The following is a 23,405-nucleotide window of genomic DNA, read 5'->3' as shown; positions in this document are numbered from 1 at the left end:
TGTGGCCCCGGGGCGGTGCGCTGCGGAAATGTGCACGCCGCCGGGAATTATTACGATTTGTTTTCAGGCGGCATTCTATGTAATTTCATCGCGAATGAGAAGCGTTCTTGTTCTCGTTTGTTAGGGAATTGTTGACGAATGTGACGGGGTCGTTGCGGAGGGAAGATTGGCCGAATGACCAGATAGGAAGGGCTTGTCGGGCCGGTTAGAGTCGCAGTGTCGCGATTCACTTGGTATGACAGCAAAATGCTAATATGACTGCATTGAAAGCAATCTTGATGAGGCGCACCATGCCGGTGATCACCGTCCGAAATCTGTCCGATGAAGTGCATCGAGCACTTCGCATTCGCGCGGCCCAACATGGGCGCAGCACCGAAGCCGAGGTGCGCGACATTCTCGAACAGGCCGTTCTTCCGGGCGGGCGGCTCAAGCTGGGAACGATGCTGGCGGCAATCGGGCAGGAGGCCGGCGGATTCGATTTCGACGCCCAGCGCGACAAGACGCCTGCCGATCCGATGAGCTTCGAATGATCCTTGTTGATACGAATGTCATTTCCGAACCGCTACGACGCGAGCCGAACGCGGCCGTGATCGAGTGGCTCGATGCCCAGAATGTCGAAACCTTGTTTCTGGCTGCGATCAGTCTCGCGGAAATACGATTGGGCGTGGCTGTATTGCCGGAAGGACGCCGGCGAGAGTGGCTGCATCAGAGCATCGAGCAGCGCGTGCTGCCGTTGTTTCGCGGACGAATCCTGCCATTCGACGATGCTGCGAGCAAAGCGTATGCGAGCCTTCGCGCACGCGCTCGTGCCGCAGGTGTCGCAATTGCACCTTCCGATGGTTTTATCGCCGGCACGGCCGAAGCGAACGGCCTGATCGTCGCCACGCGCGACGTCACGCCGTTCGAGGCAATGGGAATTCGCGTAATCGACCCGTGGGCGCGCTAGCGAGCCCACGGCTGCCGGCCCCGCAGGCTGCCCCGCAATTGAAAAACGCGCCGTGCGATGCGGCGCGTTCTGCTTCAGGCGGGCGCGCCGCCAACCCGAAACGACGGCAGGCGGGCGTGAGACCCTGGATACGGTTCAATCGACACCGTGAAACACCGCGTCCTCCGGCCCGAGGTATGCCGGCGGGCGCCACGTCGCGTCGCGCATCGAATGCTGGACGAGGTTCTCGACGCCGAGCAGCACCGCGAAGATCGCCATCCGCACCGGAATGCCATTGTCGGTCTGACGGAAGATCGCGAGGCGCGGGTCGCGGTTCAGGTCGACCGACAGGTCGTTCGCGCCGGGCCGGCTGTCGCGCGGCAGCGGGTGCATGATCAGCGTGTCGGGCTTGCACACCGTATCGACGAGCGCCTGGTTGATCTGGAAATCCGGCGTGTAGCCTTCGAACGACTCGTCGGTGAAGCGCTCCTTCTGGATCCGCGTCGCGTAGACGACGTCCGCGCCGCGCAGCCCGGCCGCGAGGTCGGTCGTCTGCTCGATCACGTGGCCGTTCGTCGCGATCTGGTCGACGATGTAGGCCGGCATCTCGAGCGTCGGCGGCGACACGAGCGTGAACTTCAGCCCGCGGTACAGCGCGAGCAGCTTGACGAGCGAGTGCACGGTGCGGCCGTACTTGAGGTCGCCGACCAGCGCGATGTGCGCGCCGTCGACGATCTTGCCGAGCCGCGAGAACTCGCGCTGGATCGTATAGAGATCGAGCAGCGCCTGACTCGGGTGCTCGCCGGGGCCGTCGCCGCCGTTGATCACGGGCAGGTTGGTCGCGCGCGCGAACTCGGCCACCGAGCCTTTCTCCGGGTGGCGGATCACGAGCGCATCGACGTAGCCGGCCATCACGCGGCTCGTGTCGTAGATCGATTCACCCTTGGCCATCGACGAGAACGTGAAACCCGTCGTGTCGCACACCGAGCCGCCGAGCCGGCAGAAGGCGGCGCCGAACGACACGCGCGTACGCGTGCTGGCTTCGAAGAACAGGTTGCCGAGCACGGCGCCTTCCAGGACGCGCGAAATCTTGTGGCGGCGTGCGATCGGCTGCATCACGTCGGCCACGCGAAACAGCGCCTCGACCGATTCCCGCGAGAACTGGTCGACCGACAGCAGCTGCGGCTTGCCTTCGAAAAAGAACTGCTTGGCGAGCCCTTGATTATCTACGCTTTGCGTATAGCCGCCGCCTTCCGGTGCCGAGCGCTCGACGATTTCCGACACGAAGCGCTCGACGATCTCGGGCATCCCGCGCGATTCCTGCGAATCGTCGGGCAGCAGCCAGGTGTCCAGCGCGCGCCGGCTGACGCCGATGCGATTGGCGAACGCTTCGCGGGTCATGTTGAGGCGGCGCATCGCGTCGCGGAGGAAGGCTTGCTGGGGAACGGTCATCGGCGGCTCCTGGCGGAAAATATACGCGGTGCGTATATTAGTTCCTGGCGCGTTGAAGTCAAGGAAAATCTGCGCGAACCGGCTGTGTGGCCCATGTGACATGCGGCGGGTTCGTAGTGGCGCGTCGCGGCCGTCTCCGTATAATCAGGTCAGGCCCCGTGCCCGGCGTCTTGCCGGGCACGGGGCCGCATACGATTCGCCCGTCGGGCTTGTTGATTCGAAGGAGAATGAGAATGACGCGTACGATTGCTGCAATGCTGCTGGTGGTGACCGCCGCGCTCGCCGGTTGCAACACGGTCGCCGGCGTGGGCCAGGATATTTCGAAGGGCGGCCAGGCGATCAGCGATACGGCTGAAAAGGCCAAGTAAGCCGGCCGGTTTCGGAATGCAGAAAGCGCCGGGCCGTCCCGCGATTGCGGGGCGGCCCGGCGCTTTTTTTCGGCCCGTGACGACGCCGGCGACGCCGGCGGCGTCACGCGTGTTCGACGAACGCGTAGCGGCCTTCGACCTTGCGCGGCGTGAACCAGCCGTAGTCGGGGAACATCCGGTTGCGTACGTACCAGACGTAGCCCACCAGCAACGCGGTGATCACGAGACTCGGCAGCGCGGTCGACGGATCGCGTCCGAGCTCGGCGATGGTCTTCGGCAACTGCAGCAGCGACAGCAGGATGAACGCGTGATAGGCGCCGACGCGATGGGTCGCGAAGCCCCAGATGAACAGCAGCGACAGCGGCACGGTCAACGTCAGGAACACGGCCACGAGGCCGGTGCCGGCGCCGCTTGCGAAGAAGTAATACGCGAGCACGAGGCTGATCGCCAGCTGGGCGATACCGAGCGCGACCAGGATCCGGACGTGCACCTTGTTCTTGCGGCAGCGCTCGGGGTCGGGGCGCGATGCGATCAGGTGCGCGAGCACGCGATCCTTGAGCCCCTGTCCGGACAGTTCGGCCAGTGCGTCGGCCTTCCTCGTTCCCGCGGAGAGCAGCACCGCGATTCTTGTTTTGGCTTCCTTCCTGTTCATTGCGTGTCGGATTGTTGTTCGATGGTTGTCAAAGGGGCCGGCCACGCGAATATTGCATCTTGCGGGGTGGTGCGCAATCGATTTGCGGCACGCGGACACATTCCTACAGTGGCCGGGGGCGCGGGCCACGACGATGTGACGGGAGGAAGTGGCCGCCGCTGCCGCAATCCCGCGATGACCGCCGTCAGTCGGCGGCGGTTTGAGCGGGGGTGGGCGCGGGGCTGGCTGGCCGGGCATCGTGCGTGTCGGCGAGCCGCTCGCGCCGCCGCGTCGCGCCGACGAGCATGCCCGCGACGACGAGCGCGATGCCGGCGACCCGCGTGACGTTCAACGTTTCACCGAACAGCGCGACCGCGAACAGCACGGCCGAGACCGGCGCGACCGCCGTGAACAGCGCGGCCTCGGTTCCGCTGGTGCGCGCCGAACCCGCGTACCAGCACAGGTAGCCGAGCACGGTCGGCACCAGCGCGTAGTAGGCGATTGCCGACACGGCGCCGACAGTCCAGCCGTCTGCGACCGCGTGCCATTCGAATACAGCCGGCACGAGCGCGAGGACGAAGCCGAGGCCCGACATCGCGGTGGACAGCGCGAGCGGCGGCAGCGGCGCGGCAAGGCGCCGGTTGAGCAGGATGAATACGGCTTCGCATGCGACGGCGGCCAGCACCAGTGCATCGCCGGCAAGCGTCCGGAGCGACGGCAGCGCGTGGCCGGGGGCGAACGTGACGAACAGCACGCCGGCCGTGGCGAGCGCGGCGGCCGCCCAGTCGCGCGGCGTCTGCCGCTCGCGCAGCACGACGGCCGCGATCAGCGTCGACATCGCGGGCAGCGTGCCGAGCATCACGCCAGCGTCGAGCGGCGACGACAGCTTCGTGCCGCTGATCAGCAGCACCGTATAACCGACGCCGCCCGCCGCAGCCTGGATGACGAGCAACACGGCGTCGCGGGTGGAAATGCGTGGCCAGCGCATTCGCTGCGCGCGCATCAGCGCGAGCAGCAGCGGTGTCGCGATCAGGAAGCGCAGCGCGGTGGCCGTGAACGGCGGCAGGCCGCCTGCCGCGAGACGGCTCGCGATGACGGTGCTGCCGACGCCCGCCATCGCGGCGGCGAGATAGAGATAGCCGATCAGTCGTGTCTTCATGCGCCGCATCGTCGCGTGTGGCGGCGTCGCGCGTCTTGAACGAAATTGCAGCGGGTGCGGGAGTGTCGAGGGCCGTGCGTAGGGCGTTGCGCGCGTGCGTTCGCGCAGACTGCTGCCGAAGCCGAAGCCGAAGCCGAAGCCGAAGCCGAAGCCGAAGCCGAAGCCGAAGTCGAAGTCGAAGTCGAAGTCGAAGTCGAAGTCGAAGCCCAAGCCCAAGCCCAAGCCGCGTCAGCCGTCGTCGACGTCGGGGCCCGCCTTCGATCGCCTTGCGACCGATCGCGTTGCGCGGGGACGCAGGGCATCAACCGGCCTGCGTAAACCTCCCCGGCGTGATCCCGAACTGGCGCGCGAACGCACGCGTCAGGTGGCTCTGATCGGCAAAGCCGGCTTCGGCCGCGGCATCGGCGATCGGCAGGCCGCTGGCGAGCAGCGCGCGTGCCAGCCGCGCACGCGACTGGATCAGGTAGGCGTGCGGTGTGATGCCGAGTTCGCGGGCAAACCCGCGCAGCAGCTGGAAGCGGCTCACGCCGCTCAGGCCGGCCAGCTCGGCGAGCGAAACGGGGGTGGCCGGTGCCGCGTCGAGCCGCTCCCGCGCGATGCGGATCGCCGGTGCAACGCCCGCCGTCGGCAGCGTGCGGTTCGCGTGCCGGGCGAGCAGCCCGGCGACGAGCATCACGAGTGCCTCGTCGCGGGCAAGCGGCCGGGATTCCCCCGCGACGATGCGCGCATGGAGCCGGCCGACGGCGGCCGTGAGCCGCGCGTCGCGCACCGCCGGATGCGCCAGCTCGATGCCGCCGAGGCCTTCTTCCGCCGCGACGCCCGCGACCAGCGCGGGCGCGAGGTACAGCATCCGCCAGCGCCGGCCCGTGCCGGCCTCGATCGGCGAACCGTCATGCATCTCGCCCGGGTTGACCATGATCGCGTCGCCGGCCAGGGCGTCGACCTGCCCGCGGCCGCTCCACGACCGGTGCGCGCCGCTGACGATCACGCCGACCCCGAATTCGTCGTGCGCGTGGCGCGGAAACGCGCGGTCGGATTCGAGGCTGATTGCCTCGATGCCTTCGCCGGTCCGTCGGTAGTGGGTGACGCGGTGCATGTGCGCTCCTCGCGCCGGTCGCGGCGCGGATTTCGTGCACTTTAGCGCGTTCCGGCGCCGCGCGCCCTTCATCCTTTTGGCCGATACCGCGCATCGCGCGCAGCCCGCACCATGTGCACATGAGCAGCGTACACGGCCCGCCGGGCCTGAAGCTGCGCGGGAGACGGCAGGTGGAACGACAGGATCCGGTATTCATTCAGGTTGGCGCGCTCGCGGACGGCTTCGCGCCGGAAGCGAACATCCTCGCATCCTCCGATGCGCTCGCCGGGCATACGCTGACGCTCGGCGACGCGTCGGGGGCATGGCGGGTCTATATGTTCGAGCCGGGCGCGCTGCAGTGGCGCGACGCGGCGACCGACACGGGCGGCCGAGAGCCGTGCCGCGTGACGCGGTTGCGCAACGGGCTGTACTTCGTCGACTACATCGATTCGGCCGCCCGCGCGACGTCGGTCAGTCTCGTGATCGATCTCGACAACGGTGTATGGACGTCGGTTGTCGGCACGCTGCCGACCGAAGCCGACACGCGTATCGATGCATTCACGCGGGTTGCGCGCGGGCTGCCGCTGACGGGCGTCGAGGCCGGTTTCCGGCACGGCACGCTCGGCGGCCATACGCAGCCGGGGCCGCTGCACGGGCCCACGCGCGAGCTGATCGGCAAGCGGACGATGTACCGCTACAGCCCGACCGAATGCTACGAGCACATCTACCTGAACGAGAACTTCTACGCGTGGCAGTGCCTGAAGGGTGTCGAAGGCGGGCTGGCCGATGTCGACCGCTGCCATTACTTCAGGATTGCAGAGGAGCTGTATCTGTTCGTGTGGCGCGAAAAGGTGGTGCCGACGCTCGGCGTCGTGCTGATCGACCTCGCGCAGCGCAAGACAGACGGCAAGATCTTCGGCTACCAGGGCGGCGATTTCGGCACGCTGTCGAACTTCCCGATCGGCGCGCATGCGCAGGTGCTGAACGACACCGTGCATCCGCTCGACGGCGGGGCGCAGCGATGAACGCCGTGCCCGGCAGCGGCCGCCTGCGGGCGGATTTCAGCGGGCGCGTCGTGCTCGTCACGGGCGCCGCGCAGGGGATCGGCGCGGCGATCGCGCGCCGTTTCGCGGAGTCCGACGCATTCGTCGCGCTCGCCGACCTGAACGGCGAGGCCGCCGCCGCGCAGGCCGACGCGCTCGCGAGCACGGGCGGCGAGGCGCGCGCCTATCGGGTGGATGCGGCCAGCCGCGACCAACTGGGTGCGCTGGTCGCGGCAGTCGAGCGCGATGGCGGCCGGCTCGATGTCGTCGTCCACAATGCCGCGTATTTTCCGCTGACGCCGTTCACGCAGATCGACGAGCCGACGCTCGACCGGACGCTGTCGGTCAACCTGTCGGCGCTGTTCTGGCTCGCACAGGCCGCGTTGCCGGCCTTCGGGCGCGCGGGGGCGGGGCGGCTGCTCGTCACGTCGTCGGTGACGGGGCCGCGCGTCGTGTATCCGGGGCTCGCGCATTACGCGGCGTCGAAGGCCGGCGTGAACGGCTTCATTCGCGCGGCGGCGCTGGAGCTCGCACGCCACAACGTGACGGTGAATGGTGTCGAACCGGGAATGATCCGCACGCCGGCGGCAGGCAATCTTGGCGATGCGTCGGTTGCCGCGCAGATCGCGCGCGACATTCCGCTTGCGCGGATGGGCGAGCCGGAAGATGTCGCGAACGCGATGCTGTTTCTCGCGTCGGCCGATGCCGCGTACATCACGGGGCAGACGATCGTCGTCGATGGTGGTGCGACTTTGCCCGAGAGCGGAGCGGTGCTGGGCGGCGAGTGACGGCTGGCCGGGTAACGCGCCGCGCAACGGGGCGGCTCCGGCGGCCTGCCGCGCGTTCACGCAGCAGGCTCGGCATGTTCCGTCGGGGGCATCTTCGCGAGCGTCAGTCCGGCATGCCGTCATGGTCCCCGAGCGGCCTGGCGGGCCAGTCCACCCAGCGGTCCGCGCGGGTAAGCTCGTACGCCTCGTTCTTCGGGTAGCGGATGCGGTTGTCGTCGCGCGGGCGTTCGCCGATCACCATCAGCCTGACCTCGTCCTTCGTGTTGTTGATGAAGGTGTGACAGATGCCGGTGCCCGCCGGAAACGCGACGGAATCACCTTCGGCAACGGGGTGTAGCACGCCGTCGATCCAGACATCGGGCTTGCCCTCGAGCACGTACACAAACTCCTGCTCGGTGCTTTCGGCATGCGGATATGACGTCCGCCGACCCGGCAGGAGCCTCACGTGATGAATGCCGATACGGGTGATGCCGAGTTCGGCGGAAAGCGGTGCGTCCAGCGCCATCGGCTCGGTGTCGCCGCGATAGCAATGCGCTTCCGGTTCTTCGAGCTCGGTCCAGTGCTTGATGAAATCGGGGCGGGTCATTGGGTGCTCTCCTTTCGGGGGATGTCGACTGCGGCGATTCACGCGCCGGCGTCGGCAGCGGTTTGCGCTTCATCTCGGCGAATGGACCTCCGCCGATAACTTGCCGGCCGATGCGAAACGACGGTTGCGCGTCGCGGCTGCCGGGCGGCGGGATGTGTGGCCCGGATGTCGCCGGCGAAGCGATCGGCGACATCCACGGTATTTTGCGACGAACCTGTTTGCATTGTGGAAATGACGTGCGAGACGCGCGCATGCCTCCCGCCGCGTACCGCCGCGACTATAGCCAGCCGTCGCGGATGAACTCGACGATCGAATAGCGGCGGTGCTCGAGATCGTGCTGCCGGACGGCATCGACGATGCGCGATACGCCATCCGCGTAGGGCGTATCGCCCACCACGCGCGATTCGAACTGCAGGCTGCACGCACCGTCGTCGATGCGTATCCGGTGAATCGCGTGGCGGCCGAGCTGATCGTCGGCGACGGCGAATTCGCTGCGCTGCACGTCCGGGTCGCGCACGGAGCGGATGTCTTCCGGCGGCACGCAGAGCGACTGGCCGATCCCGACGGCCGTGCCCGGGACGGACGTCTTGCCGGCCTGGTGCGACTCCGTCAGGCTGATCCGGCAGTCGTGAAACAGGTGACCGCTGGTTTCCAGCATGCTCATGAACTTGAGCATCAGGATGTTCGTGTTCGGACACAGCACGACCGGGAAAGCGTACGCGCCGGTTTCGAGCACGGAGCCGGTGGACAGCTCGACGAGCGGCGACGCGGTGGCCTCGCAGAACGCGATGACGTCAGGGAGTTCGCGGCCGGAACCGGCATGCACGACGATCGAGCGGGCGTCGACATGCCGGGCGTCGCTACGCTGCGCATCGTTGTGCGTGCTGTCCGACCACGCGATCACGCGACAGGTTGCGGGGTCGAGCCGGTGCGCGCCGAGCAGTTCGCTGGCCAGCTTGCCGGTTCCTACGACGAGTACTTGCATGGCATTGACGGGTTGAGGTTCGGAATTCGTTCAGGGTGGGAAATGGCGCCGGCCGTCGGGTGGCCCGGCACGGTCGCGGCGCGTGCCGCAGCAGCGGCCTCGCGCATTATGCCCGGCCGTCTGCGTGCGCGCCCGCCGGGCCGCGCAGGCCGCGCACGCGGCGTGCGGTGCGTCAGCTCGCCGACACCGTCGGCAGCCACGCGTTCGCCGCATTCTGCGTGGCGAGCTGTTTCGCGATCGAGCGCGCGAGTCGATCCGTATCGGACGCCACCGTGTCGTGCTTCGCTTCCGACACGCCATGCAGGCCGGCGCCGACCGCTGCCTGCGTGCGGGCCGCCGGCGCGGCGGTCATGGCGGTAGTCGCGGTCGATGCGCAGCCGCTCATCGCGTGCACCATGCGTCGAACCTCGACTACCTGGATGCGAACTACGGCGGCGTGCTGATCGTGTTCGACCGGCTGTTCGGTACCTATGTCGCCGAGCGCGTTGACGAGCCGTGCCGTTTCGGCCTCGTCACGCCGACCCGTTCGCGCAATCCGTTCGTCGTCGAACTCGAACACTGGGCGAGCCTCGCCCGCGACGTCGCGACGGCCCGCGACGTGTGGACGGCGATCCGCTTCGTGCTGCTGCCGCCGGGCTGGCGCCCGGACAACCAGGGCGAAACGACGGAGGAACTGCGCCGCCGCAGCCTCGTCGCCGTGCGCACGGATGCGTGAACGCGCTACGCTGTGTCGAATTGCCGGCCGCGCATGCGTGCCGCGGCCGGCATGACCCATGCAATACGCATCATCAAGCAACCCTCGATCCAGGAGAAAACATCGATGGAACACGATTTCAAAGGCAAGGCAGTCGCGATCACCGGCGGATTCGGCCATCTGGGCATCGCGACGGCCGCGTGGCTCGGCGCGCGCGGCGCACGCGTCGCGCTGATCGGCCGCGGCGCGGCCCCGGCGGCAGAGGCACTGCCCGGCGTGCCGGCCGACGCGCTGCGCATCGGCGGCATCGATCTGGTCGATCCGCAGGCCGCCGCGCGGGCGCTCGATACCGTGCAGCGCGAATTCGGCCGGGTCGACGCGCTGCTGAACATCGCGGGCGCGTTCGTGTGGCAGACGATCGCCGACGGCGACGCCGCGACGTGGGACCGCATGTACGAACTGAACGTGAAGACCGCGCTGAACGCATCGAAGGCCGCGCTGCCGCACCTGCTGGCGAGCCCGGCCGGGCGCATCGTCAACATCGGCGCGGGCGCGGCGTTCAAGGCCGGCGCGGGAATGGGCGCCTATGCGGCCGCGAAGGCCGGCGTCGCGCGGCTCACCGAGGCGCTGGCGGCCGAACTGCTCGACCGTGGCGTGACGGTGAACGCGATCCTGCCGAGCATCATCGATACGCCGCCGAACCGCGCGGACATGCCGGACGCGGATTTCACGCGCTGGGTGCGGCCGGAACAGATCGCGGCGACGATCGGGTTCCTGCTGTCGGCCGACGCGCAGGCGATCACCGGCGCGTCGATCCCGGTGACCGGCCGCGTCGCGTAGTCCGGCGGGCACGGGCTCGGGCTCGCGCGGCGGCCGGCCGTGCGTACAATGGCGCACCGGACACACGCGAGCCCAGCCCGAGACCATGCATCAGCCCCATATCCTGATCGTCGAAGATGAAGTGGCGATCGCGGACACGATCGTCTACGCCCTCGGCACCGACGGCATGCAGACCGTCCACTGCACCCTCGGGCAGGCGGCGCTCGACCGCCTGCGCGATGCGCGCTTCGACCTCGTCGTGCTCGACGTCGGCCTGCCGGACCTCAGCGGCTTCGAGGTATGCCGGCGGCTGCGCACGTTCTCCGACGTGCCGGTGATCTTCCTCACGGCGCGGCACGACGAAATCGACCGGATCGTCGGGCTCGAGATCGGTGCCGACGATTACGTGGTCAAGCCGTTTTCGCCACGCGAGCTGGCGGCCCGGGTGCGCGTGATCCTGCGGCGTTTCCACCGGGCGGCCGCCCCCGAATCGATACCCGCGCCCGCGCCGGCACCCGCCGCGACGACCGCGCCGGGCTTCACGGTCGATACCGATGGCGCGCGCGTGTCGTGGCTCGGCCACGCACTGGATCTCACGCGCTACGAATTCGGGCTGCTGGCGCTGCTGGTCCGGCATCCCGGGCGCATCTATTCGCGCGAGCAGCTGATGGATCTCGTGTGGCACGAGGCCTTCGATTCGGCCGACCGCACGGTCGACACGCACATCAAGACGCTGCGCGCCAAGCTGCGCGCGATCGACCCCGAGCGCGACCCGATCCGCACCCATCGCGGGATGGGTTATTCGCTGCAACCGTAACGACCGGCACCGCCCATGCATATCGGCCTGCGCATCTTCTTCGGCTTTTTCCTGATCGTCGGGCTGGCCGCGCTGATCACGCTGCGCGTGTTCGTGCAGGAGGTGAAGCCCGGCGTGCGCGAGGCGATGGAGGACACCCTCGTCGATACCGCGCAAGTGTTCGCGACGCTGGCCGCCGACGACATGGCCAGCGGCCATATCGCCGACGGCGCTTTCGCGCGGCAGCTCGCGCAACTTCACGAACGCCCGGTCAGCGCGAACGTGTGGGGCGTGCAGAAGAACGTGATCGGCTACCGCCTCTACATCACCGACGCGCACGGCATCGTGCGCTACGACTCGACCGGCCGCGCGCTCGGGCAGGACTATTCGCGCTGGAACGACGTCTACCGGACGCTGCGCGGCGAATACGGCGCGCGCAGCACGCGCAGCGATCCGAACGACGACAGCAGCACCGTGATGCACGTGGCGGCACCGATCCGGCGCGGCAACGAGATCATCGGCGTGCTGACGATCGCGAAGCCGAACCAGACGGTCGCGCCGTTCATCGCGCGCAGCCAGCGCAAGATCATGCTGTACGGCGCGCTGCTGATGGGCGGCGCGATCCTGATCGGCGCCGCGTGCACCTGGTGGCTGGTGGTCGGGCTGCGTCGCCTGCAGCGCTATGCGCGCGCGATTGCGGCGGGCGAGCGGGCCGACATGCCGCTGCAGGGCGCGAGCGAGCTGGCCGAGCTCGGGCGCGCGGTGGAAAGCATGCATCAGCGGCTCGAGGACCGGCAGTACGTCGAGACCTACATCCACACGCTCACGCACGAGATGAAAAGCCCGCTGGCGGCGATCAGCGGTGCAGCCGAACTGTTGCAGGAAGACATGCCGGTTGCGAACCGCCGGCGCTTCACCGAGAACATCCGCCGCCAGGCCGGCCGCCTCGAACAGATGATCCGCAAGCTGCTCGCGCTCGCCGAAGTCGAACAGAAGCAGCGGCTGTCGGTGCGCGAACCGGTCGCGCTGCGGCCGGTGCTCGAACAGCTCGTCGACGATATCGAGCCGCGCGCGCGGCAGCGCGGCGTGAACCTGGCGATCGACGCGAACGACGCGGCCGACCCGGCGGTCGTCGAAGGCGATCCGTTCCTGCTGCGCCAGGCGCTCGGCAACCTGCTCGACAACGCGCTGGATTTCGCGCCGCGGGGCAGCACGATCCGCATCGCGCTCGAACGGCAGCCGGCGGGCAGGGCGCACGTCGCGATCGTGCGCGTCGCCGATGACGGCCCCGGTGTGCCCGACTACGCACTGGCGCGCGTGTTCGAGCGCTTCTATTCGCTGCCGCGCCCCGACGGGCAAGATCGCAGCACGGGCCTCGGGCTGTGTTTCGTCCGCGAGGTCGCGATGCTGCACCGCGGCCAGGTCGCGCTCGCGAACCGCGACGAAGGCGGCGCGTGCGCGACGCTCACGCTGCCGTCGTCGGCCTGACCGCGCTTCACGTTCGCCCCACATTCGGCCCACATTCGCTTCACACCGGCTTCAATCGCCCTTCACCGGGCCGGCGCATGCTGGCGGTACCTTTTACTCCGGTACCTGTCGGCCATGAATCGAGTCCTGTTGTTCAAATTCGCGATCACCGCGTTGCTTGCGCTGCTGATCCTGATCCCGCTGCAGATGGTGCAAAGCATCGTGCACGAACGCTCCGCGTATCGCATGGATGCGCTGCAGAGCATCTGGTCGAGCTATGCGGGGCCGCAGACGGTGTCGGGGCCGGTGCTCGTCGTGCCTTACACGGAAGTCACGCGCGTGCGCGACGAGACGCCCGCCGGCGGCGCGACGAAGACGAGCCTGAGAAGCGAGACGAAGCGCCTGCTCGTGTTTCCGAAGACGCTGAACGTCGACGGCACGCTGACGACCAGCGTCCGCTATCGAGGTATCCACAAGGCGCTGGTGTACGAACTGACGAGCCGGCTGACCGGCACGCTGGCGTTGCCGGACCTGAAGAAGCTGCCGCAGGCGGACGGCCACGTGAGCTTCAAGGTCGACAACGCCTATGTCGCGATCGGCATCGGCGACATTCGCGGGCTGACCGCGCAACCCGACCTGCGCATCGGCGGCGCGCGTTTCGACGTGGAGCAGGGCACGCGGTTGGACAGCCTGCGCCAGGGTGTGCACGCGAACGTCGATCTCGCGGCGCTGGCTGAAGCAGGCGCGGGGGCGGGGGCAGTTGTGCCGTTCAGCATCGACCTGCCGCTGCGGGGCGCGGAGTCCGTCGCGTTCGCGCCGGTGGGCGACCAGAACGATTTCTCGCTGAAGTCGACGTGGCCGCACCCGAGTTTCGACGGCGCGTTCCTGCCGAACAACCGCACGGTCGATGCGCGCGGCTTCACCGGCAACTGGCGCGTGACGTCGTTCAACACGAAGGCGCGCGAGCAGATCGCGACCGGCAACGGGGACAGCGCGATCGAAACGGCGTCGGTGTCGATGATCGAACCCGTGAACGTCTATCTGCAGGCCGAACGCGCAACGAAGTACGGCGCGCTGTTCGTGATGCTCACGTTCGCGAGCTTCTTCATGTACGAGCTCGTGAAGCGGCTGCGCATTCACCCGATCCAGTACACGCTGGTCGGCCTGTCGCTCGCGTTGTTCTTCCTGCTGCTGCTGAGCCTCTCCGAACACATCGCGTTCGCGTATGCGTATCTCGCGGCGAGCGGCGCATGCATCGGGCTGCTCGGCTTCTACCTGTCGTTCGTGCTGCACAGCGTGAAGCGCGGCGCGGTGTTCTCGGCGCTGCTCGCGGTGCTGTACGCGGCGCTCTACGGGCTGCTGCTGTCGGAAGACAACGCGCTGATGCTCGGTTCGCTGCTGCTGTTCGCGATCCTCGCCGGCATCATGACGCTCACGCGCCGCGTCGACTGGTATTCGCTCGGCGCCGCGTGGCAACCGCTGGCCGACAAGGCGGCCGCGGGCGCCGTGAAGCCGGGCGCGCAGGCGAAGTAGGCACGCGGGTGGCGAGCGCGCCGGTCGGCAATGCGATGGCCGGCGCGTCATCCGGCGCGGGACAGCCGCGCTTCACGCGCGTGGTGCGGGCCGGCGAAAACGCGCGAGCGGAATTTCGGCGACGGCGGTGATCTCGATCAGCAGGTCGGGATGGTAGAGACGTTCGACCTGGACGGTCGTCGTCACCGGATAGGGCGCGGCGAAATACGTGTTGCGGATGTCGCCGGCCTGCATGAAGGCATCGATGTCGGTCGCGTAGTGGACGAGCGAAATCACGTCCTGCATCTGCCCGCCCATCGCGGCGAGCACGGCGCGAATGTTGTCGAGCGTCTGCCGTAGCTGCATGCGCATGTCGCCGTGGCCGACCACCTGGCCGTCGCGGTCGAGCGCCACTTGCCCCTTCAGATGCACGATCCGGCCGTCGCCCTCGATCACGGCCATCGAGAACGCGCCGAACGGCGCCCAGACTTCCGGCGGATTCACTGCTTCGGCCATCACGCGGCTCCTGTGAGGCGGCGGCTGCACGGCTTGCGGCGAGCGGCCGCGCAACGGAGGCGCGCCGTCGACAGCACCGCCCGCTTCGTCGACAATCGCGCCATTATGGATGAACGCGCGGCGACGCATGGGGCGTTGTTCCGCGATCACGACGACACACATGAACGATATCCGCGTCATCAAGGATCGTGCGGCGCTCGACGGCACCGCGTACGTCGAACTCATGGGCGGGCCGTATGCGCGCACCTGCTGGAATGCCGGGTCGCTGTTCTTCGACGAGGAAGTGTTCGGGCTGCTCGAGGCGGCAATCGCGCGGCAGATCCCCGACTACGACCATTACACGTTCAACGCCGTCGGCATGGCCGACTGGCTTGCGATCGTCGCCGAACTGGCCGACACGGGCAGGAGGCTCGGCAACGCCGCGCAGCGCACCGACGCGCTCGACCGGCTCGGTTTCATTTTCAGCGGATCGCGGCAGGCTTTCGTCGCGCGTCTCGACGCAAGCTGCGCCGCGCTGGCCGGCGTGATCGCGGAAGTCGACGCGTGGACGCGCGATGTTCGGCTTCGCCACGACCAGGTGACGATCCTCGGGATGTGACGTGGCGCGTGCCGGGTGTCACCGCCGACAGGCCGGGCGGCATCCACTTATACTCGAGCTTTTCCGCCATTCGATTGTCGCCGTGCCCACGCCTGCCCCCACCGATCCGTCCATCGACGATCCGCGTCCGACCCCGCCCGTACAACCCGAACTGGAAGACTGCTGCAACAGCGGTTGTTCGCCGTGCGTTTTCGACCTGTACGACGAAGCACTGGCGCGCTATCGCGTCGAACTGGCGGAGTGGGAAGCGCGGCACGCGCAGCACAAGCCATGACGACAAGCCCGATGCCGGCGAGCGGTGCGCATTTGCCGCGCGTCTCGAGCCGCGCCGGCAGTGGGCGCCGATCCCGCGTCACGCGCCCGCATGCAGCCGCCGATGCAGCGGCCCGAGCATGGCCGACAGCGCGATGCACGCGAGCAGCACGGCCGTCAGCGCGAACATCGACGTTCTGAAGCCCTGCACATAATCGAGCGCGGCCGGATGCGTGCCGAGCCGGGCGAAGAACACGCCGCCGAGCGTCGCCGCGCCGACGGCCGCGCCGATCTGCAGCATCGCGGTGACCATGCCGGATGCCACGCCCGCGCGGGCGGTATCGACTTCCGCGAGCACGATCCGCACGACCGACGGCAGCACGAGGCCCTGTCCGACACCGATCGCCGCGATCCCCACGTAGAAGCCGGGGCCTGGCGCGGCCGCACCGGCGAGCGCGGCGGCCGTCGCGACGCCGGCCGCGAGCATCGCGAAACCGAGCGTGAGCACGCGATAGCCGCCGAACCGGCCGACGAGCTGCGGCATCAGCAGCGGGCTCGACAGGAAGCCGAGCCCGAGCGGCAGGATCGCGAGCCCCGATGCGAGCGGCGACCAGTTCAGGCAGCCCTGCAGATAGATCCCGTAGCTCAGGAAGAACGCGCTCAGCGTATAGAACAGGAACGCCAGCACGAGCCCGAGTGCGACGACCGGGTTCCGGAACAGGCGCACGTCGAGCAGCGGATCGTGGCCGCCCGCGAGACGGCGCGCCTCGACCGCCAGCAGCGCGCCGAGCATCGGCAGCGCGCCGACGAGGCACGCGACCATCCACAGCGGCCAGCCGGCCTCGCGCCCGTGCGTGAGCGGGTAGACGAGCATCAGCAGGAACAGCGACAGCAGGGCCATGCCGGGCACGTCGATGCGCTGGCCGCGCGGCGGCCGGCTTTCCGGGATGAAGCGCCAGCTGCCGACCAGCGCCAGGATGCCGATCGGCAGATTGACGAGGAAGATCGCGCGCCAGCCGAGCCCGAACGGATGCAGGCTGATCAGCGCACCGCCGCCGAGCTGGCCGATCACGGCCGCGAGGCCGAACACGAAACCGTAGAAGCCCATCACGCGCACCTGCTCCTGCGGGCTGAACACGCTGCGGATCGTCGCGAGCACCTGCGGCGCGAGGATCGCGGCGAACAGGCCCTGCAGCACGCGGCCGCCGACCAGCACCGCGCCGCTGCCGGCGAGCCCGCACAGCGTCGACGCGACGACGAAGCCGGCCATCCCGATCATGAACATGCGCTTGCGGCCGTACAGGTCGCCGAGCCGGCCGCCGGTGATTTGCACGACGGCGTTCGCGCATGCGTACGCCGACACGACGAGCTGCAGCTCGGCCGGGCGCGCGCCGATGCCGTCGCGGATGGCCGGTAGCGCCAGATTCACAATGAAGTAGTCGAGCGGCGGCAAAATCGCGCCAACCAGCAGGACCACCAGCGCCCAGCCGTGGTGGCTGCGCGGTGTCGCCGCGGCTGCCGTGCCGGCCGGGCCGCAGGGGGCAAGGGTGTCGTGGGTCATGGAAACCAGTCCGAAGGAACGAGGGCCGTATCCAGGCCGGACGCGGTGCCGGGGGCGCCGGTTCGGCCGGGGGCGGGCGATTGACCCCCATTCTGGGTGGTGGCAATGAATCGGAAAAGCGGGAATTGGTGGTAGCATCCATCGGGTTATTCGATGGATGGAGAAGGGCGATGCGCGGTTTCGACCTGGATCAGTTGCGTACTTTCGCGGCGGTCGCGGATGCCGGCAGCCTGACGGCCGCCGCGCCGCTGCTGCACCTGTCGCAGTCGACGGTCAGCGAGCAGGTGCGCAAGCTCGAATCGCGTGCCGGCGTGCCGCTGTTCGTGCGCAGCAAGCGCGGCGTCGAGCCGACCCCGGCCGGCTCGCGGCTGCTGCAGCACGCGCGGCGCATCGTCGCGCTGAACGAGGCCGCGTTCGACGAAGTGCGCGGGCAGGCGATCAAGGGCGAGCTGCGCGTCGCGATCACCGATTACTACCGGACGAACGAAGTCGCGGGCCTGCTGGCCCGGCTGCGGGAGTGCTACCCGCAACTGAGCCTGCACGTCAGCGCGATGAAGAGCGCGGACATCGAGGCGGCGCATGCGCGGGGGCAGGTCGATCTCGGCGTGGTGATGAACCTGTCGAGCGGGCCGTTCCGGCCGGCGTCGGCCGATACGCGTTGGGTGCTGCGGCGTGAGCCGCTGTCGTGGGTCGCGTCGCCCGCGCTCGCCGAGCAACTGCCCGAGCCGTTGCCGCTCGTGCTGCTGCCGGACGACTGCATGATGCATCAGGTCGCGGTGCGCGCGCTCGACGAGCGGCATACGCCGTACCGGCTCGTGCACAGCGCGTCGGGGGTCGCGGGGCTGCAGTCGATGCTGGCGGCGGGGCTCGGTGTGGGCTGTCTGTGCGCGTCGGCGATCGGCGAGGGCATGATGCGGCTCGGCGCGAAATACCGTCTGCCGCCGCTGCCTGACGCGGTGTTTTCGCTGACGCCGCCGATGCCGGGCGAACGCGAAACCGTCACGCAGGCGCGCGAGGTGCTGTCGCGGCAATTGCTGATGTAGAACCGTGGAACCGGGCCGCGCGATGCGCGGCGGCGCGTACCTGAGAGGCGCGCCAGGAGAAAAAAATGAACGACGAACTGCAACGCCAGATGGCCGCGAAGCTGCAGGATGCGCTGGAGCGCGTGGTCGACGAACGCTCGCTGATCCACTTCCTGCGCGTGCTCGGCCACGACTGGAACAAGGAGCGGCAGCTCGAGGCCGACCTGCCTGCGTCACCGTATGCGCGCGCCGCGCTCGGCTGGGAGAACCACTCGATCGGCGAGTACCTGGATGCGATGGTCGACTGGGCCGAGGCATCGGAGGAAGGGCTGCGCTACTACGACGTGCCCGACAATCCGTGGCGGCGCATGGCGGATATCCTGTTCGCCGGGAAAAGCTACGAATAGCGCCGGTCGGGCGATTCGTTCGCTTCACGTTCGCTGCTGCGAATCGCTCAACCGCTCAACCGCTCAACCGCTCAACCGCCCAGCCGCCCAGCCGCCCAGCCGCCCAGCCGTCCAGCCGTCCAATCGCCTATTCGGCCGGTTCGCCGTTCACGTACGCACGCAGCCCGTCGGCCAGCGCATCGAACACCGCGCGGCAGCGCGGGCTCGTGCGCAGGTCCTCGTGCATCACGACCCAGGTTTCCAGCTGCATCGCGGGCCCGTCCGGCAGCACGCGCACGAGCCGCGCGTCGCGTTTCGCGAGCCCGGTCTGGCAGAAGCCGATCCCGTAGCCGGCGCGGATCATCGCGAGCTGCGCCAGGTTGCTGTCGGTGCGCAGCGAGAACGCGTCGCGCTTCCACATCGGCATGCCGCGGCCCGCCGAGCGGACGAACGGCGTGACCGTGTCGAAGCCGATCAGCGCGTGATGCGCGAGTTCGTCGATCGTCGCGGGCGCCCCGTTGCGCGCCAGGTAGTCGTCGCGCGCATGCAGCGCGACATCGATTTCGCCGATGCGCCGCGCCACGAGCGCCTCCTGCGCGGGCGGCGCCATCCGGACCGCGATGTCGGCCTCGCGCTTGAGCACGTCCTGGATGCGGTCGGTCGGCACCAGCTCGATGACGAGCCCCGGATGGTTGCGCCGCAATTGCGCGAGAACCGGCGGGAGCACTTCGACGGCGATCACGTCGCTGGCCGAGATCCGCACGATGCCGCGCACGCCGGCGCCGTGGCTCGCGGCCGCCCGCTCGAACGCGGCGGCCGCGCTGCGCAGCGCCTCCGCATGTCCGCGCAGCGCGAGCGCCGCCTCGGTCGGCAGCAGGCCCGACGGCGAGCGCGTGAACAGCGTCTGGCCGAACGCGGCTTCGAGTGCCGCGACGTGGCGGCCGGCCGTCGGCTGCGTGATGCCGAGCGCCCGCGCCGCGCCGGACAGCGAGCCTTCCGTCAGCACGGCCAGGAAGGTGCGGTAGCGTTCCCAGTTCAGATCGGTGGTCATGCATAAATGTATAGCCGATCCATTGGGTTCGGCAATTCCTTGATAGCCTCCGGCGCGCCAGAATGCGTGTCATGACGGTTCATTCAAGGAGAGCGGCAATGACGAACCACGCAGGCGGGACGCAACGGCAGGCACTCGTGCTCGGTGCAAGCGGCGGGATTGGCGGGGAAGTCGCGCGGCAGCTGCGCGATGCGGGCTGGCAGGTGCGCGCGCTGAAGCGCGGGCTCGACGCCGAGGCCGTGGAGCGCGACGGCATCGCATGGATGCGCGGCGACGCGATGGACCGAGACGCGGTCGTCCGGGCCGCGCGCGGGTGCAGCGTGATCGTGCACGCGGTGAATCCGCCCGGCTACCGGAACTGGGCCGGGCAGGTGCTGCCGATGATCGACAACACGATCGCGGCGGCGCGGGCGGAGCAGGCTACCGTCGTGCTGCCGGGCACGGTGTACAACTACGGCGCCGACGCGTTTCCGGTGCTGCACGAAGATGCGCCGCAGCACCCGTCGACGCGCAAGGGCGCGATCCGCGTCGAGCTGGAGCGCCGGCTGCAGGGTGCGGCCGCGCATGGCGTTCGCACGATCATCGTGCGAGCAGGCGATTTCTTCGGGCCGAAGCTCACCGGCAACAGCTGGTTTGCAGCGGGGCTCGTCAAGGCCGGGCAGCCGGTTGCGGCCATCAGCGTGCCGGGGCGGGACGGCGTCGGGCATCAGTGGTCGTATGTACCGGATGCCGCGCGCACGATGGTCGAGCTGATCGAGCGGCGCGACACGCTCGAACCGTTCGCGCGCTTTCACCTCGGCGGGCACTGGGACGCGGACGGCACGCAGATGGCGGAGGCCGTGCGCCGCGTCGCGCAGCGGCACGGGCTGCGTCCGACGATGCGCAAGTTCCCGTGGTGGTTCGTGTGGGTCGCGGCGCCGTTCGTCACGACGCTGCGCGAATTGCTCGAGATGCGCTACCTGTGGCGCGAGCCGATCCGGCTGGACAACACGCGGGTGACCGCGGTGCTCGGCCGCGAGCCGGTCACGCCGCTCGATACCGCGATCGAGGCGACGCTGGCGGGGCTCGGGTGTCTCAAGTGAGCAACGGGGGGGCGCGAACGCAATCGCGTTCTGCTATGATCCGCGCTCCCTTCCTCGACGCTGCTGCAGGAAGGTACCCACGACCGCCGGAATGCCGGAGGTCGCGTCGTACCTTTTTCATTTTCAGCAGCGATGTCTACCTTTCCTCGCTTAAAAAAGGCCTTGCAACGGCAAGGCATCCGTGTCGACCATCACGCCGGCATCTATCACCTGCGCAATGAACTGGCGCAGGCGTCCGTCCTGTTGCCCGCTTCGCTCCCGCTCGAGGAGAAGGCCGTCCAGCAGTTGCTCGCGTTCGCGGCCGTCCGTTCGCCGGATGGCCATCAGCGCGTATGCAAGGCCTGCGCGACGCCGGACTTTCATCCGGGCGGGGTCGCGCCCGTCGGCTCGATCGTCGCGACCGACGACGCGTTCGTGATTCCCGCCGCGATCGGCACCGATATCAACTGCGGGATGCGTCTCGTCACCACGGGCCTCAAGCGCTCGGCGCTCGCGCCGTTCGAGACGGCGCTCGTCGAGCGGCTGACGCGCGCGATTCTCGCGGACCGGCGCGACGTGCCGGTCGGCAGCGATGCCTTCCGCGCGCTGTTCGACGCGGGCCCGGCGGCATTCGTCGATCGTGTCGCGCCGCAGGGGCTCTGGGCGCACGTCGACCGCGACCGGCTCATCGACGAACTGTCGTCGTGCATCGGCCTCGACCGGTTCGACGGCAGCGCGAAATACGCGCCCGACGCGCACGTCGGGTCGCGCGAGGTATTCCGCGACCCTTGCCTCGGCACCCCGGGCTCGGGCAATCATTTCGTCGAACTGCAGGTGGTCGACGCCGTGTTCGACCGGCATGCGGCCTACCGGGCGGGACTCGCGAAGGACGACGTCGTCGTGATGATCCACAGCGGTTCGCGCGATGTCGGCTTCTACGTCGGGCGACGCTGGATGGACCGGGCGCGCGCGGCATGGCCGGCGGGCGTCAGGCATCCGGAAAGCGGCCTGTACGGCCTTTCCGGCGAGCTGGCGCGCGACTATCTCGTCGCGATGGGCACCGCCGCGCGTTATGCGTGGCTCAACCGCGTCGTGCTTGCCGAGATGGTTCGCAAGGAACTGGCGGAGCTCACCGGCGAGACCCGCTCGGCTCTCGTGGTCGACGTGCCGCACAACGTCGTGCTGCGCGAAAACGGGATGAACATCCATCGCAAGGGGGCGACCCCTGCCCGCGACGGCGATCTCGCGCTGATTCCCGGATCGATGGGCGATGCGTCGTTTCTCGCGACCGGGCTCGGCCATCCGGACTGGCTGTGGTCGTGCAGCCACGGCGCCGGCCGCAGCGTGCGCCGGCAGGCGGTGCGGCGGATGCGCGCGGAGCAGGCGCCGGGCACGTGGCGCTGTGTGACGCTGCGCGACGAGCGCCGCATCGAGGAAGCGCCGGAAGCCTACAAGCCGATCGGGCCCGTGATCGACGCGCAGGAGCAGGCCGGCCTCATTCGCAGCGCGGTCCGGTTGAAGCCGTGGGTCACGTTCAAGGCATGACGGGCGGCGGCCGCCCCCGCGGCTTGCGCCGGGGCCGGCGATACGTCGTCCGCTTTTCCGGGCCGCGGGTTTTGCCCGGGTATGAGCACGGGAAAGCGTCCCGGTGAACCGACGAACCCGCGGGACAACAATTCTCCACATACCCGGGCGCGTCCGGTGAGCATCATGGCGGCAACGTCGATAAAGCGAAACCGGGGGCACAATGCTGCATTTCGGATGGAAAGTGTCGGTTGCGGGGGCAATCATGTTCGCGTTGAGCGGGTGCACCAACCTGGTGGGTGTGCTGTATTGCGACAACTCGCAGGTCAACTTCCCGGACTATCACTGCTTTCAGCCGTACTAGCAGAGACGGGCGCGGCGACGGAGCGCCGTCGTGCCCGTGTGTCGGCCCGTCACGCGACGACCGGCAGCACCTCCACCGCATAACGGTGCCGAAGGCTGCGCCCGAGCACCGGATCGAGCAGTTCCATTTCGAACGCATCGCCGTCGCCCATCGCCGCGATCGCGCCATGCACGGCGACCGTGCCGCCATACATCGCGCAGCGCGCGGGCATCGTGCGGCGGTCGTCGAAGCGATGCCACAGCACGTCGGGTGCGAGCAGGCCGCTGACCGCGCCGTGCTGGTAGGCCGCGCGCTCGCCGTCGCGCGGGATCAGCCACGCATGCATCTCGATTGCATCCCAGTGATCGGCAACATCCGCATAAAGCCACGCGTCGCGACCGAGCGGTTTCGCGCACACCTGCTTCGACACCGCGACGCCGTAGGCCTCGACTTCGCGATCCGTATGGTCGGAGCCGACGGTCACGAGCGTGCCGGCCGGGCTGTCGACCAGCACGCATTCGATCTCGCCGCCCGAGCGCGCGCCGAGCACGCCGATCGACGGCGCCTGCGTGAGCAGCGCGGCCGACACGCGATAGAAGCAGGGCGTGGTCGACGGCGGCGCAACGCCGAGCGCCGCGAGTTCGTCGATATGCGCGCGGATCGCCGCCGGATCGCGGCCGGCCCAGCCGGCGATCACGACGCGCTCGATCTCGACGTCGACGGTGGCCGGTGCGGGTTGCCGGGAAATCACGTTGAACGACAGGGTTTGCATGCGGGTTTCCGTTTGAAGT

Annotated in this window: 26 protein-coding genes and 1 pseudogene; 16 read left to right on the top strand and 11 right to left on the bottom strand. The window is 68.7% G+C overall.

Annotated elements, in window-relative coordinates:
• Positions 1 to 290 precede the first annotated feature (290 nt).
• Positions 291 to 530, top strand: a complete 240-nt coding sequence (locus ABIC51_RS18520) for a FitA-like ribbon-helix-helix domain-containing protein (RefSeq protein ID WP_021158161.1) — start codon at positions 291 to 293, stop codon at positions 528 to 530.
• Positions 527 to 946, top strand: a complete 420-nt coding sequence (locus ABIC51_RS18515) for a type II toxin-antitoxin system VapC family toxin (protein WP_021158162.1) — start codon at positions 527 to 529, stop codon at positions 944 to 946. The genes ABIC51_RS18520 and ABIC51_RS18515 overlap by 4 nt, the downstream gene beginning before the upstream one ends.
• A 135-nt stretch (positions 947 to 1,081) precedes the next feature.
• On the opposite strand, the gene ABIC51_RS18510 is transcribed toward ABIC51_RS18515, so the two are convergent.
• Entirely contained in the window at positions 1,082 to 2,377 is a 1,296-nt protein-coding gene (locus tag ABIC51_RS18510; RefSeq protein WP_059525726.1) for an aspartate carbamoyltransferase, read from the bottom strand.
• Positions 2,378 to 2,610: 233 nt separating this feature from the next.
• On the opposite strand from ABIC51_RS18510, the gene ABIC51_RS18505 reads away from it, so the two are divergent.
• Positions 2,611 to 2,745 (top strand): entericidin A/B family lipoprotein, encoded by a 135-nt coding sequence (locus ABIC51_RS18505; protein WP_021158165.1) that lies wholly within the window; start codon positions 2,611 to 2,613, stop codon positions 2,743 to 2,745.
• A 103-nt stretch (positions 2,746 to 2,848) separates the two neighbouring features.
• Here the strand turns inward: ABIC51_RS18505 and ABIC51_RS18500 are convergent, their stop codons facing one another.
• The 3 genes from ABIC51_RS18500 to ABIC51_RS18490 all read right to left on the bottom strand — a co-directional run bounded on the left by ABIC51_RS18500 (position 2,849) and on the right by ABIC51_RS18490 (position 5,631).
• Positions 2,849 to 3,397: a hypothetical protein gene (locus ABIC51_RS18500; protein ID WP_059698680.1), complete on the bottom strand. Its 549-nt coding sequence runs from the start codon at positions 3,395 to 3,397 to the stop codon at positions 2,849 to 2,851.
• 184 nt (positions 3,398 to 3,581) lie between these two features.
• Positions 3,582 to 4,535, bottom strand: coding sequence for a DMT family transporter (locus tag ABIC51_RS18495; RefSeq protein ID WP_146255076.1), 954 nt, complete (start codon positions 4,533 to 4,535; stop codon positions 3,582 to 3,584).
• Between the two features lie 301 nt (positions 4,536 to 4,836).
• Positions 4,837 to 5,631 (bottom strand): AraC family transcriptional regulator, encoded by a 795-nt coding sequence (locus ABIC51_RS18490; protein WP_175854395.1) that lies wholly within the window; start codon positions 5,629 to 5,631, stop codon positions 4,837 to 4,839.
• Positions 5,632 to 5,801: 170 nt separating this feature from the next.
• Between ABIC51_RS18490 and ABIC51_RS18485 the strand changes: the two genes are divergently transcribed.
• Both ABIC51_RS18485 and ABIC51_RS18480 read left to right on the top strand, forming a co-directional pair.
• On the top strand, positions 5,802 to 6,635 hold the full coding sequence (locus ABIC51_RS18485) for a molybdenum cofactor biosynthesis F family protein (RefSeq protein ID WP_226128103.1): 834 nt from the start codon (positions 5,802 to 5,804) through the stop codon (positions 6,633 to 6,635).
• Positions 6,632 to 7,441: an SDR family oxidoreductase gene (locus ABIC51_RS18480; RefSeq protein ID WP_059698684.1), complete on the top strand. Its 810-nt coding sequence runs from the start codon at positions 6,632 to 6,634 to the stop codon at positions 7,439 to 7,441. Before ABIC51_RS18485 ends, ABIC51_RS18480 begins: the two co-directional genes overlap by 4 nt.
• Before the next feature lie 103 nt (positions 7,442 to 7,544).
• Here the strand turns inward: ABIC51_RS18480 and ABIC51_RS18475 are convergent, their stop codons facing one another.
• From ABIC51_RS18475 to ABIC51_RS18465, 3 genes are all read right to left on the bottom strand, one after another.
• Positions 7,545 to 8,027 carry a cupin domain-containing protein gene (locus ABIC51_RS18475; RefSeq protein ID WP_021158171.1) on the bottom strand — a complete coding sequence of 161 codons (483 nt, stop codon included), beginning with the start codon at positions 8,025 to 8,027 and terminating at the stop codon, positions 7,545 to 7,547.
• A gap of 277 nt (positions 8,028 to 8,304) precedes the next feature.
• Positions 8,305 to 9,012 carry a dihydrodipicolinate reductase gene (locus tag ABIC51_RS18470; protein WP_175861265.1) on the bottom strand — a complete coding sequence of 236 codons (708 nt, stop codon included), beginning with the start codon at positions 9,010 to 9,012 and terminating at the stop codon, positions 8,305 to 8,307.
• Between the two features lie 172 nt (positions 9,013 to 9,184).
• Positions 9,185 to 9,364: a hypothetical protein gene (locus ABIC51_RS18465; protein WP_124533262.1), complete on the bottom strand. Its 180-nt coding sequence runs from the start codon at positions 9,362 to 9,364 to the stop codon at positions 9,185 to 9,187.
• 24 nt (positions 9,365 to 9,388) lie between these two features.
• Between ABIC51_RS18465 and ABIC51_RS18460 the strand changes: the two are divergent.
• The 5 genes and pseudogenes from ABIC51_RS18460 to creD form a co-directional block, all read left to right on the top strand.
• Positions 9,389 to 9,727, top strand: a pseudogene (locus ABIC51_RS18460) (sterol desaturase family protein); the annotation flags it as partial.
• 105 nt (positions 9,728 to 9,832) lie between these two features.
• Positions 9,833 to 10,546, top strand: a complete 714-nt coding sequence (locus tag ABIC51_RS18455; RefSeq protein ID WP_059698688.1) for an SDR family NAD(P)-dependent oxidoreductase — start codon at positions 9,833 to 9,835, stop codon at positions 10,544 to 10,546.
• 85 nt (positions 10,547 to 10,631) lie between these two features.
• Positions 10,632 to 11,342, top strand: a complete 711-nt coding sequence (gene creB / locus ABIC51_RS18450; RefSeq protein ID WP_027789482.1) for a two-component system response regulator CreB — start codon at positions 10,632 to 10,634, stop codon at positions 11,340 to 11,342.
• A gap of 15 nt (positions 11,343 to 11,357) precedes the next feature.
• Entirely contained in the window at positions 11,358 to 12,809 is a 1,452-nt protein-coding gene (creC, locus tag ABIC51_RS18445) for a two-component system sensor histidine kinase CreC (protein WP_146255071.1), read from the top strand.
• Between the two features lie 114 nt (positions 12,810 to 12,923).
• Positions 12,924 to 14,321 (top strand): cell envelope integrity protein CreD, encoded by a 1,398-nt coding sequence (gene creD / locus ABIC51_RS18440; protein ID WP_060086303.1) that lies wholly within the window; start codon positions 12,924 to 12,926, stop codon positions 14,319 to 14,321.
• Positions 14,322 to 14,393: 72 nt separating this feature from the next.
• Here creD and ABIC51_RS18435 read toward each other — a convergent pair whose 3' ends face one another.
• Positions 14,394 to 14,816 carry a RidA family protein gene (locus ABIC51_RS18435; RefSeq protein ID WP_027789479.1) on the bottom strand — a complete coding sequence of 141 codons (423 nt, stop codon included), beginning with the start codon at positions 14,814 to 14,816 and terminating at the stop codon, positions 14,394 to 14,396.
• A gap of 160 nt (positions 14,817 to 14,976) precedes the next feature.
• On the opposite strand from ABIC51_RS18435, the gene ABIC51_RS18430 reads away from it, so the two are divergent.
• Both ABIC51_RS18430 and ABIC51_RS18425 read left to right on the top strand, forming a co-directional pair.
• The gene (locus tag ABIC51_RS18430) at positions 14,977 to 15,414 is read left to right on the top strand and encodes a hypothetical protein (protein ID WP_226127996.1); all 438 of its coding nucleotides are present in this window, start codon (positions 14,977 to 14,979) and stop codon (positions 15,412 to 15,414) included.
• An 82-nt stretch (positions 15,415 to 15,496) separates the two neighbouring features.
• The gene (locus ABIC51_RS18425) at positions 15,497 to 15,688 is read left to right on the top strand and encodes an oxidoreductase-like domain-containing protein (protein WP_091919022.1); all 192 of its coding nucleotides are present in this window, start codon (positions 15,497 to 15,499) and stop codon (positions 15,686 to 15,688) included.
• A gap of 78 nt (positions 15,689 to 15,766) precedes the next feature.
• On the opposite strand, the gene ABIC51_RS18420 is transcribed toward ABIC51_RS18425, so the two are convergent.
• Positions 15,767 to 17,227 (bottom strand): MFS transporter, encoded by a 1,461-nt coding sequence (locus ABIC51_RS18420; protein ID WP_226127994.1) that lies wholly within the window; start codon positions 17,225 to 17,227, stop codon positions 15,767 to 15,769.
• Between the two features lie 170 nt (positions 17,228 to 17,397).
• Between ABIC51_RS18420 and ABIC51_RS18415 the strand changes: the two genes are divergently transcribed.
• Both ABIC51_RS18415 and ABIC51_RS18410 read left to right on the top strand, forming a co-directional pair.
• A complete protein-coding gene (locus ABIC51_RS18415) occupies positions 17,398 to 18,270 on the top strand; it encodes a LysR family transcriptional regulator (RefSeq protein ID WP_027789476.1) in 873 nt (290 codons plus the stop codon).
• Between the two features lie 65 nt (positions 18,271 to 18,335).
• Positions 18,336 to 18,656 carry a DUF7660 family protein gene (locus tag ABIC51_RS18410; protein WP_034195962.1) on the top strand — a complete coding sequence of 107 codons (321 nt, stop codon included), beginning with the start codon at positions 18,336 to 18,338 and terminating at the stop codon, positions 18,654 to 18,656.
• 127 nt (positions 18,657 to 18,783) lie between these two features.
• On the opposite strand, the gene ABIC51_RS18405 is transcribed toward ABIC51_RS18410, so the two are convergent.
• On the bottom strand, positions 18,784 to 19,686 hold the full coding sequence (locus ABIC51_RS18405) for a LysR family transcriptional regulator (protein ID WP_175897614.1): 903 nt from the start codon (positions 19,684 to 19,686) through the stop codon (positions 18,784 to 18,786).
• Between the two features lie 98 nt (positions 19,687 to 19,784).
• Here ABIC51_RS18405 and ABIC51_RS18400 point away from each other — a divergent pair, with 98 nt between their 5' ends.
• Together ABIC51_RS18400 and ABIC51_RS18395 are read left to right on the top strand one after the other, a co-directional pair.
• A complete protein-coding gene (locus tag ABIC51_RS18400) occupies positions 19,785 to 20,768 on the top strand; it encodes an NAD-dependent epimerase/dehydratase family protein (protein ID WP_175897613.1) in 984 nt (327 codons plus the stop codon).
• Positions 20,769 to 20,900: 132 nt separating this feature from the next.
• Positions 20,901 to 22,292 carry an RtcB family protein gene (locus ABIC51_RS18395; RefSeq protein WP_027789472.1) on the top strand — a complete coding sequence of 464 codons (1,392 nt, stop codon included), beginning with the start codon at positions 20,901 to 20,903 and terminating at the stop codon, positions 22,290 to 22,292.
• Between the two features lie 392 nt (positions 22,293 to 22,684).
• Here ABIC51_RS18395 and ABIC51_RS18390 read toward each other — a convergent pair whose 3' ends face one another.
• On the bottom strand, positions 22,685 to 23,386 hold the full coding sequence (locus tag ABIC51_RS18390; RefSeq protein ID WP_175897612.1) for a DUF2848 domain-containing protein: 702 nt from the start codon (positions 23,384 to 23,386) through the stop codon (positions 22,685 to 22,687).
• Positions 23,387 to 23,405: the final 19 nt, after the last annotated feature.

This window comes from Burkholderia sp. 572, from assembly GCF_040545135.1.
In the GTDB taxonomy this organism is placed as follows: domain Bacteria; phylum Pseudomonadota; class Gammaproteobacteria; order Burkholderiales; family Burkholderiaceae; genus Burkholderia; species Burkholderia cepacia.
The sequence above is the reverse complement of the archived record's forward strand: the minus strand, read 5'-3'. Positions and strand labels throughout refer to the sequence as shown.

Coding starts and splice junctions, on each gene's coding strand:
- ABIC51_RS18520 (WP_021158161.1), top strand. CDS start 291: ATGCCGGTGATCACCGTCCGAAATCTGTCCGATGAAGTGCATCGAGCA.
- ABIC51_RS18515 (WP_021158162.1), top strand. CDS start 527: ATGATCCTTGTTGATACGAATGTCATTTCCGAACCGCTACGACGCGAG.
- ABIC51_RS18510 (WP_059525726.1), bottom strand. CDS start 2,377: ATGACCGTTCCCCAGCAAGCCTTCCTCCGCGACGCGATGCGCCGCCTC.
- ABIC51_RS18505 (WP_021158165.1), top strand. CDS start 2,611: ATGACGCGTACGATTGCTGCAATGCTGCTGGTGGTGACCGCCGCGCTC.
- ABIC51_RS18500 (WP_059698680.1), bottom strand. CDS start 3,397: ATGAACAGGAAGGAAGCCAAAACAAGAATCGCGGTGCTGCTCTCCGCG.
- ABIC51_RS18495 (WP_146255076.1), bottom strand. CDS start 4,535: ATGAAGACACGACTGATCGGCTATCTCTATCTCGCCGCCGCGATGGCG.
- ABIC51_RS18490 (WP_175854395.1), bottom strand. CDS start 5,631: ATGCACCGCGTCACCCACTACCGACGGACCGGCGAAGGCATCGAGGCA.
- ABIC51_RS18480 (WP_059698684.1), top strand. CDS start 6,632: ATGAACGCCGTGCCCGGCAGCGGCCGCCTGCGGGCGGATTTCAGCGGG.
- ABIC51_RS18475 (WP_021158171.1), bottom strand. CDS start 8,027: ATGACCCGCCCCGATTTCATCAAGCACTGGACCGAGCTCGAAGAACCG.
- ABIC51_RS18470 (WP_175861265.1), bottom strand. CDS start 9,012: ATGCAAGTACTCGTCGTAGGAACCGGCAAGCTGGCCAGCGAACTGCTC.
- ABIC51_RS18465 (WP_124533262.1), bottom strand. CDS start 9,364: ATGACCGCCGCGCCGGCGGCCCGCACGCAGGCAGCGGTCGGCGCCGGC.
- ABIC51_RS18455 (WP_059698688.1), top strand. CDS start 9,833: ATGGAACACGATTTCAAAGGCAAGGCAGTCGCGATCACCGGCGGATTC.
- creB (WP_027789482.1), top strand. CDS start 10,632: ATGCATCAGCCCCATATCCTGATCGTCGAAGATGAAGTGGCGATCGCG.
- creC (WP_146255071.1), top strand. CDS start 11,358: ATGCATATCGGCCTGCGCATCTTCTTCGGCTTTTTCCTGATCGTCGGG.
- creD (WP_060086303.1), top strand. CDS start 12,924: ATGAATCGAGTCCTGTTGTTCAAATTCGCGATCACCGCGTTGCTTGCG.
- ABIC51_RS18435 (WP_027789479.1), bottom strand. CDS start 14,816: ATGGCCGAAGCAGTGAATCCGCCGGAAGTCTGGGCGCCGTTCGGCGCG.
- ABIC51_RS18430 (WP_226127996.1), top strand. CDS start 14,977: ATGAACGATATCCGCGTCATCAAGGATCGTGCGGCGCTCGACGGCACC.
- ABIC51_RS18420 (WP_226127994.1), bottom strand. CDS start 17,227: ATGACCCACGACACCCTTGCCCCCTGCGGCCCGGCCGGCACGGCAGCC.
- ABIC51_RS18415 (WP_027789476.1), top strand. CDS start 17,398: ATGCGCGGTTTCGACCTGGATCAGTTGCGTACTTTCGCGGCGGTCGCG.
- ABIC51_RS18410 (WP_034195962.1), top strand. CDS start 18,336: ATGAACGACGAACTGCAACGCCAGATGGCCGCGAAGCTGCAGGATGCG.
- ABIC51_RS18405 (WP_175897614.1), bottom strand. CDS start 19,686: ATGACCACCGATCTGAACTGGGAACGCTACCGCACCTTCCTGGCCGTG.
- ABIC51_RS18400 (WP_175897613.1), top strand. CDS start 19,785: ATGACGAACCACGCAGGCGGGACGCAACGGCAGGCACTCGTGCTCGGT.
- ABIC51_RS18395 (WP_027789472.1), top strand. CDS start 20,901: ATGTCTACCTTTCCTCGCTTAAAAAAGGCCTTGCAACGGCAAGGCATC.
- ABIC51_RS18390 (WP_175897612.1), bottom strand. CDS start 23,386: ATGCAAACCCTGTCGTTCAACGTGATTTCCCGGCAACCCGCACCGGCC.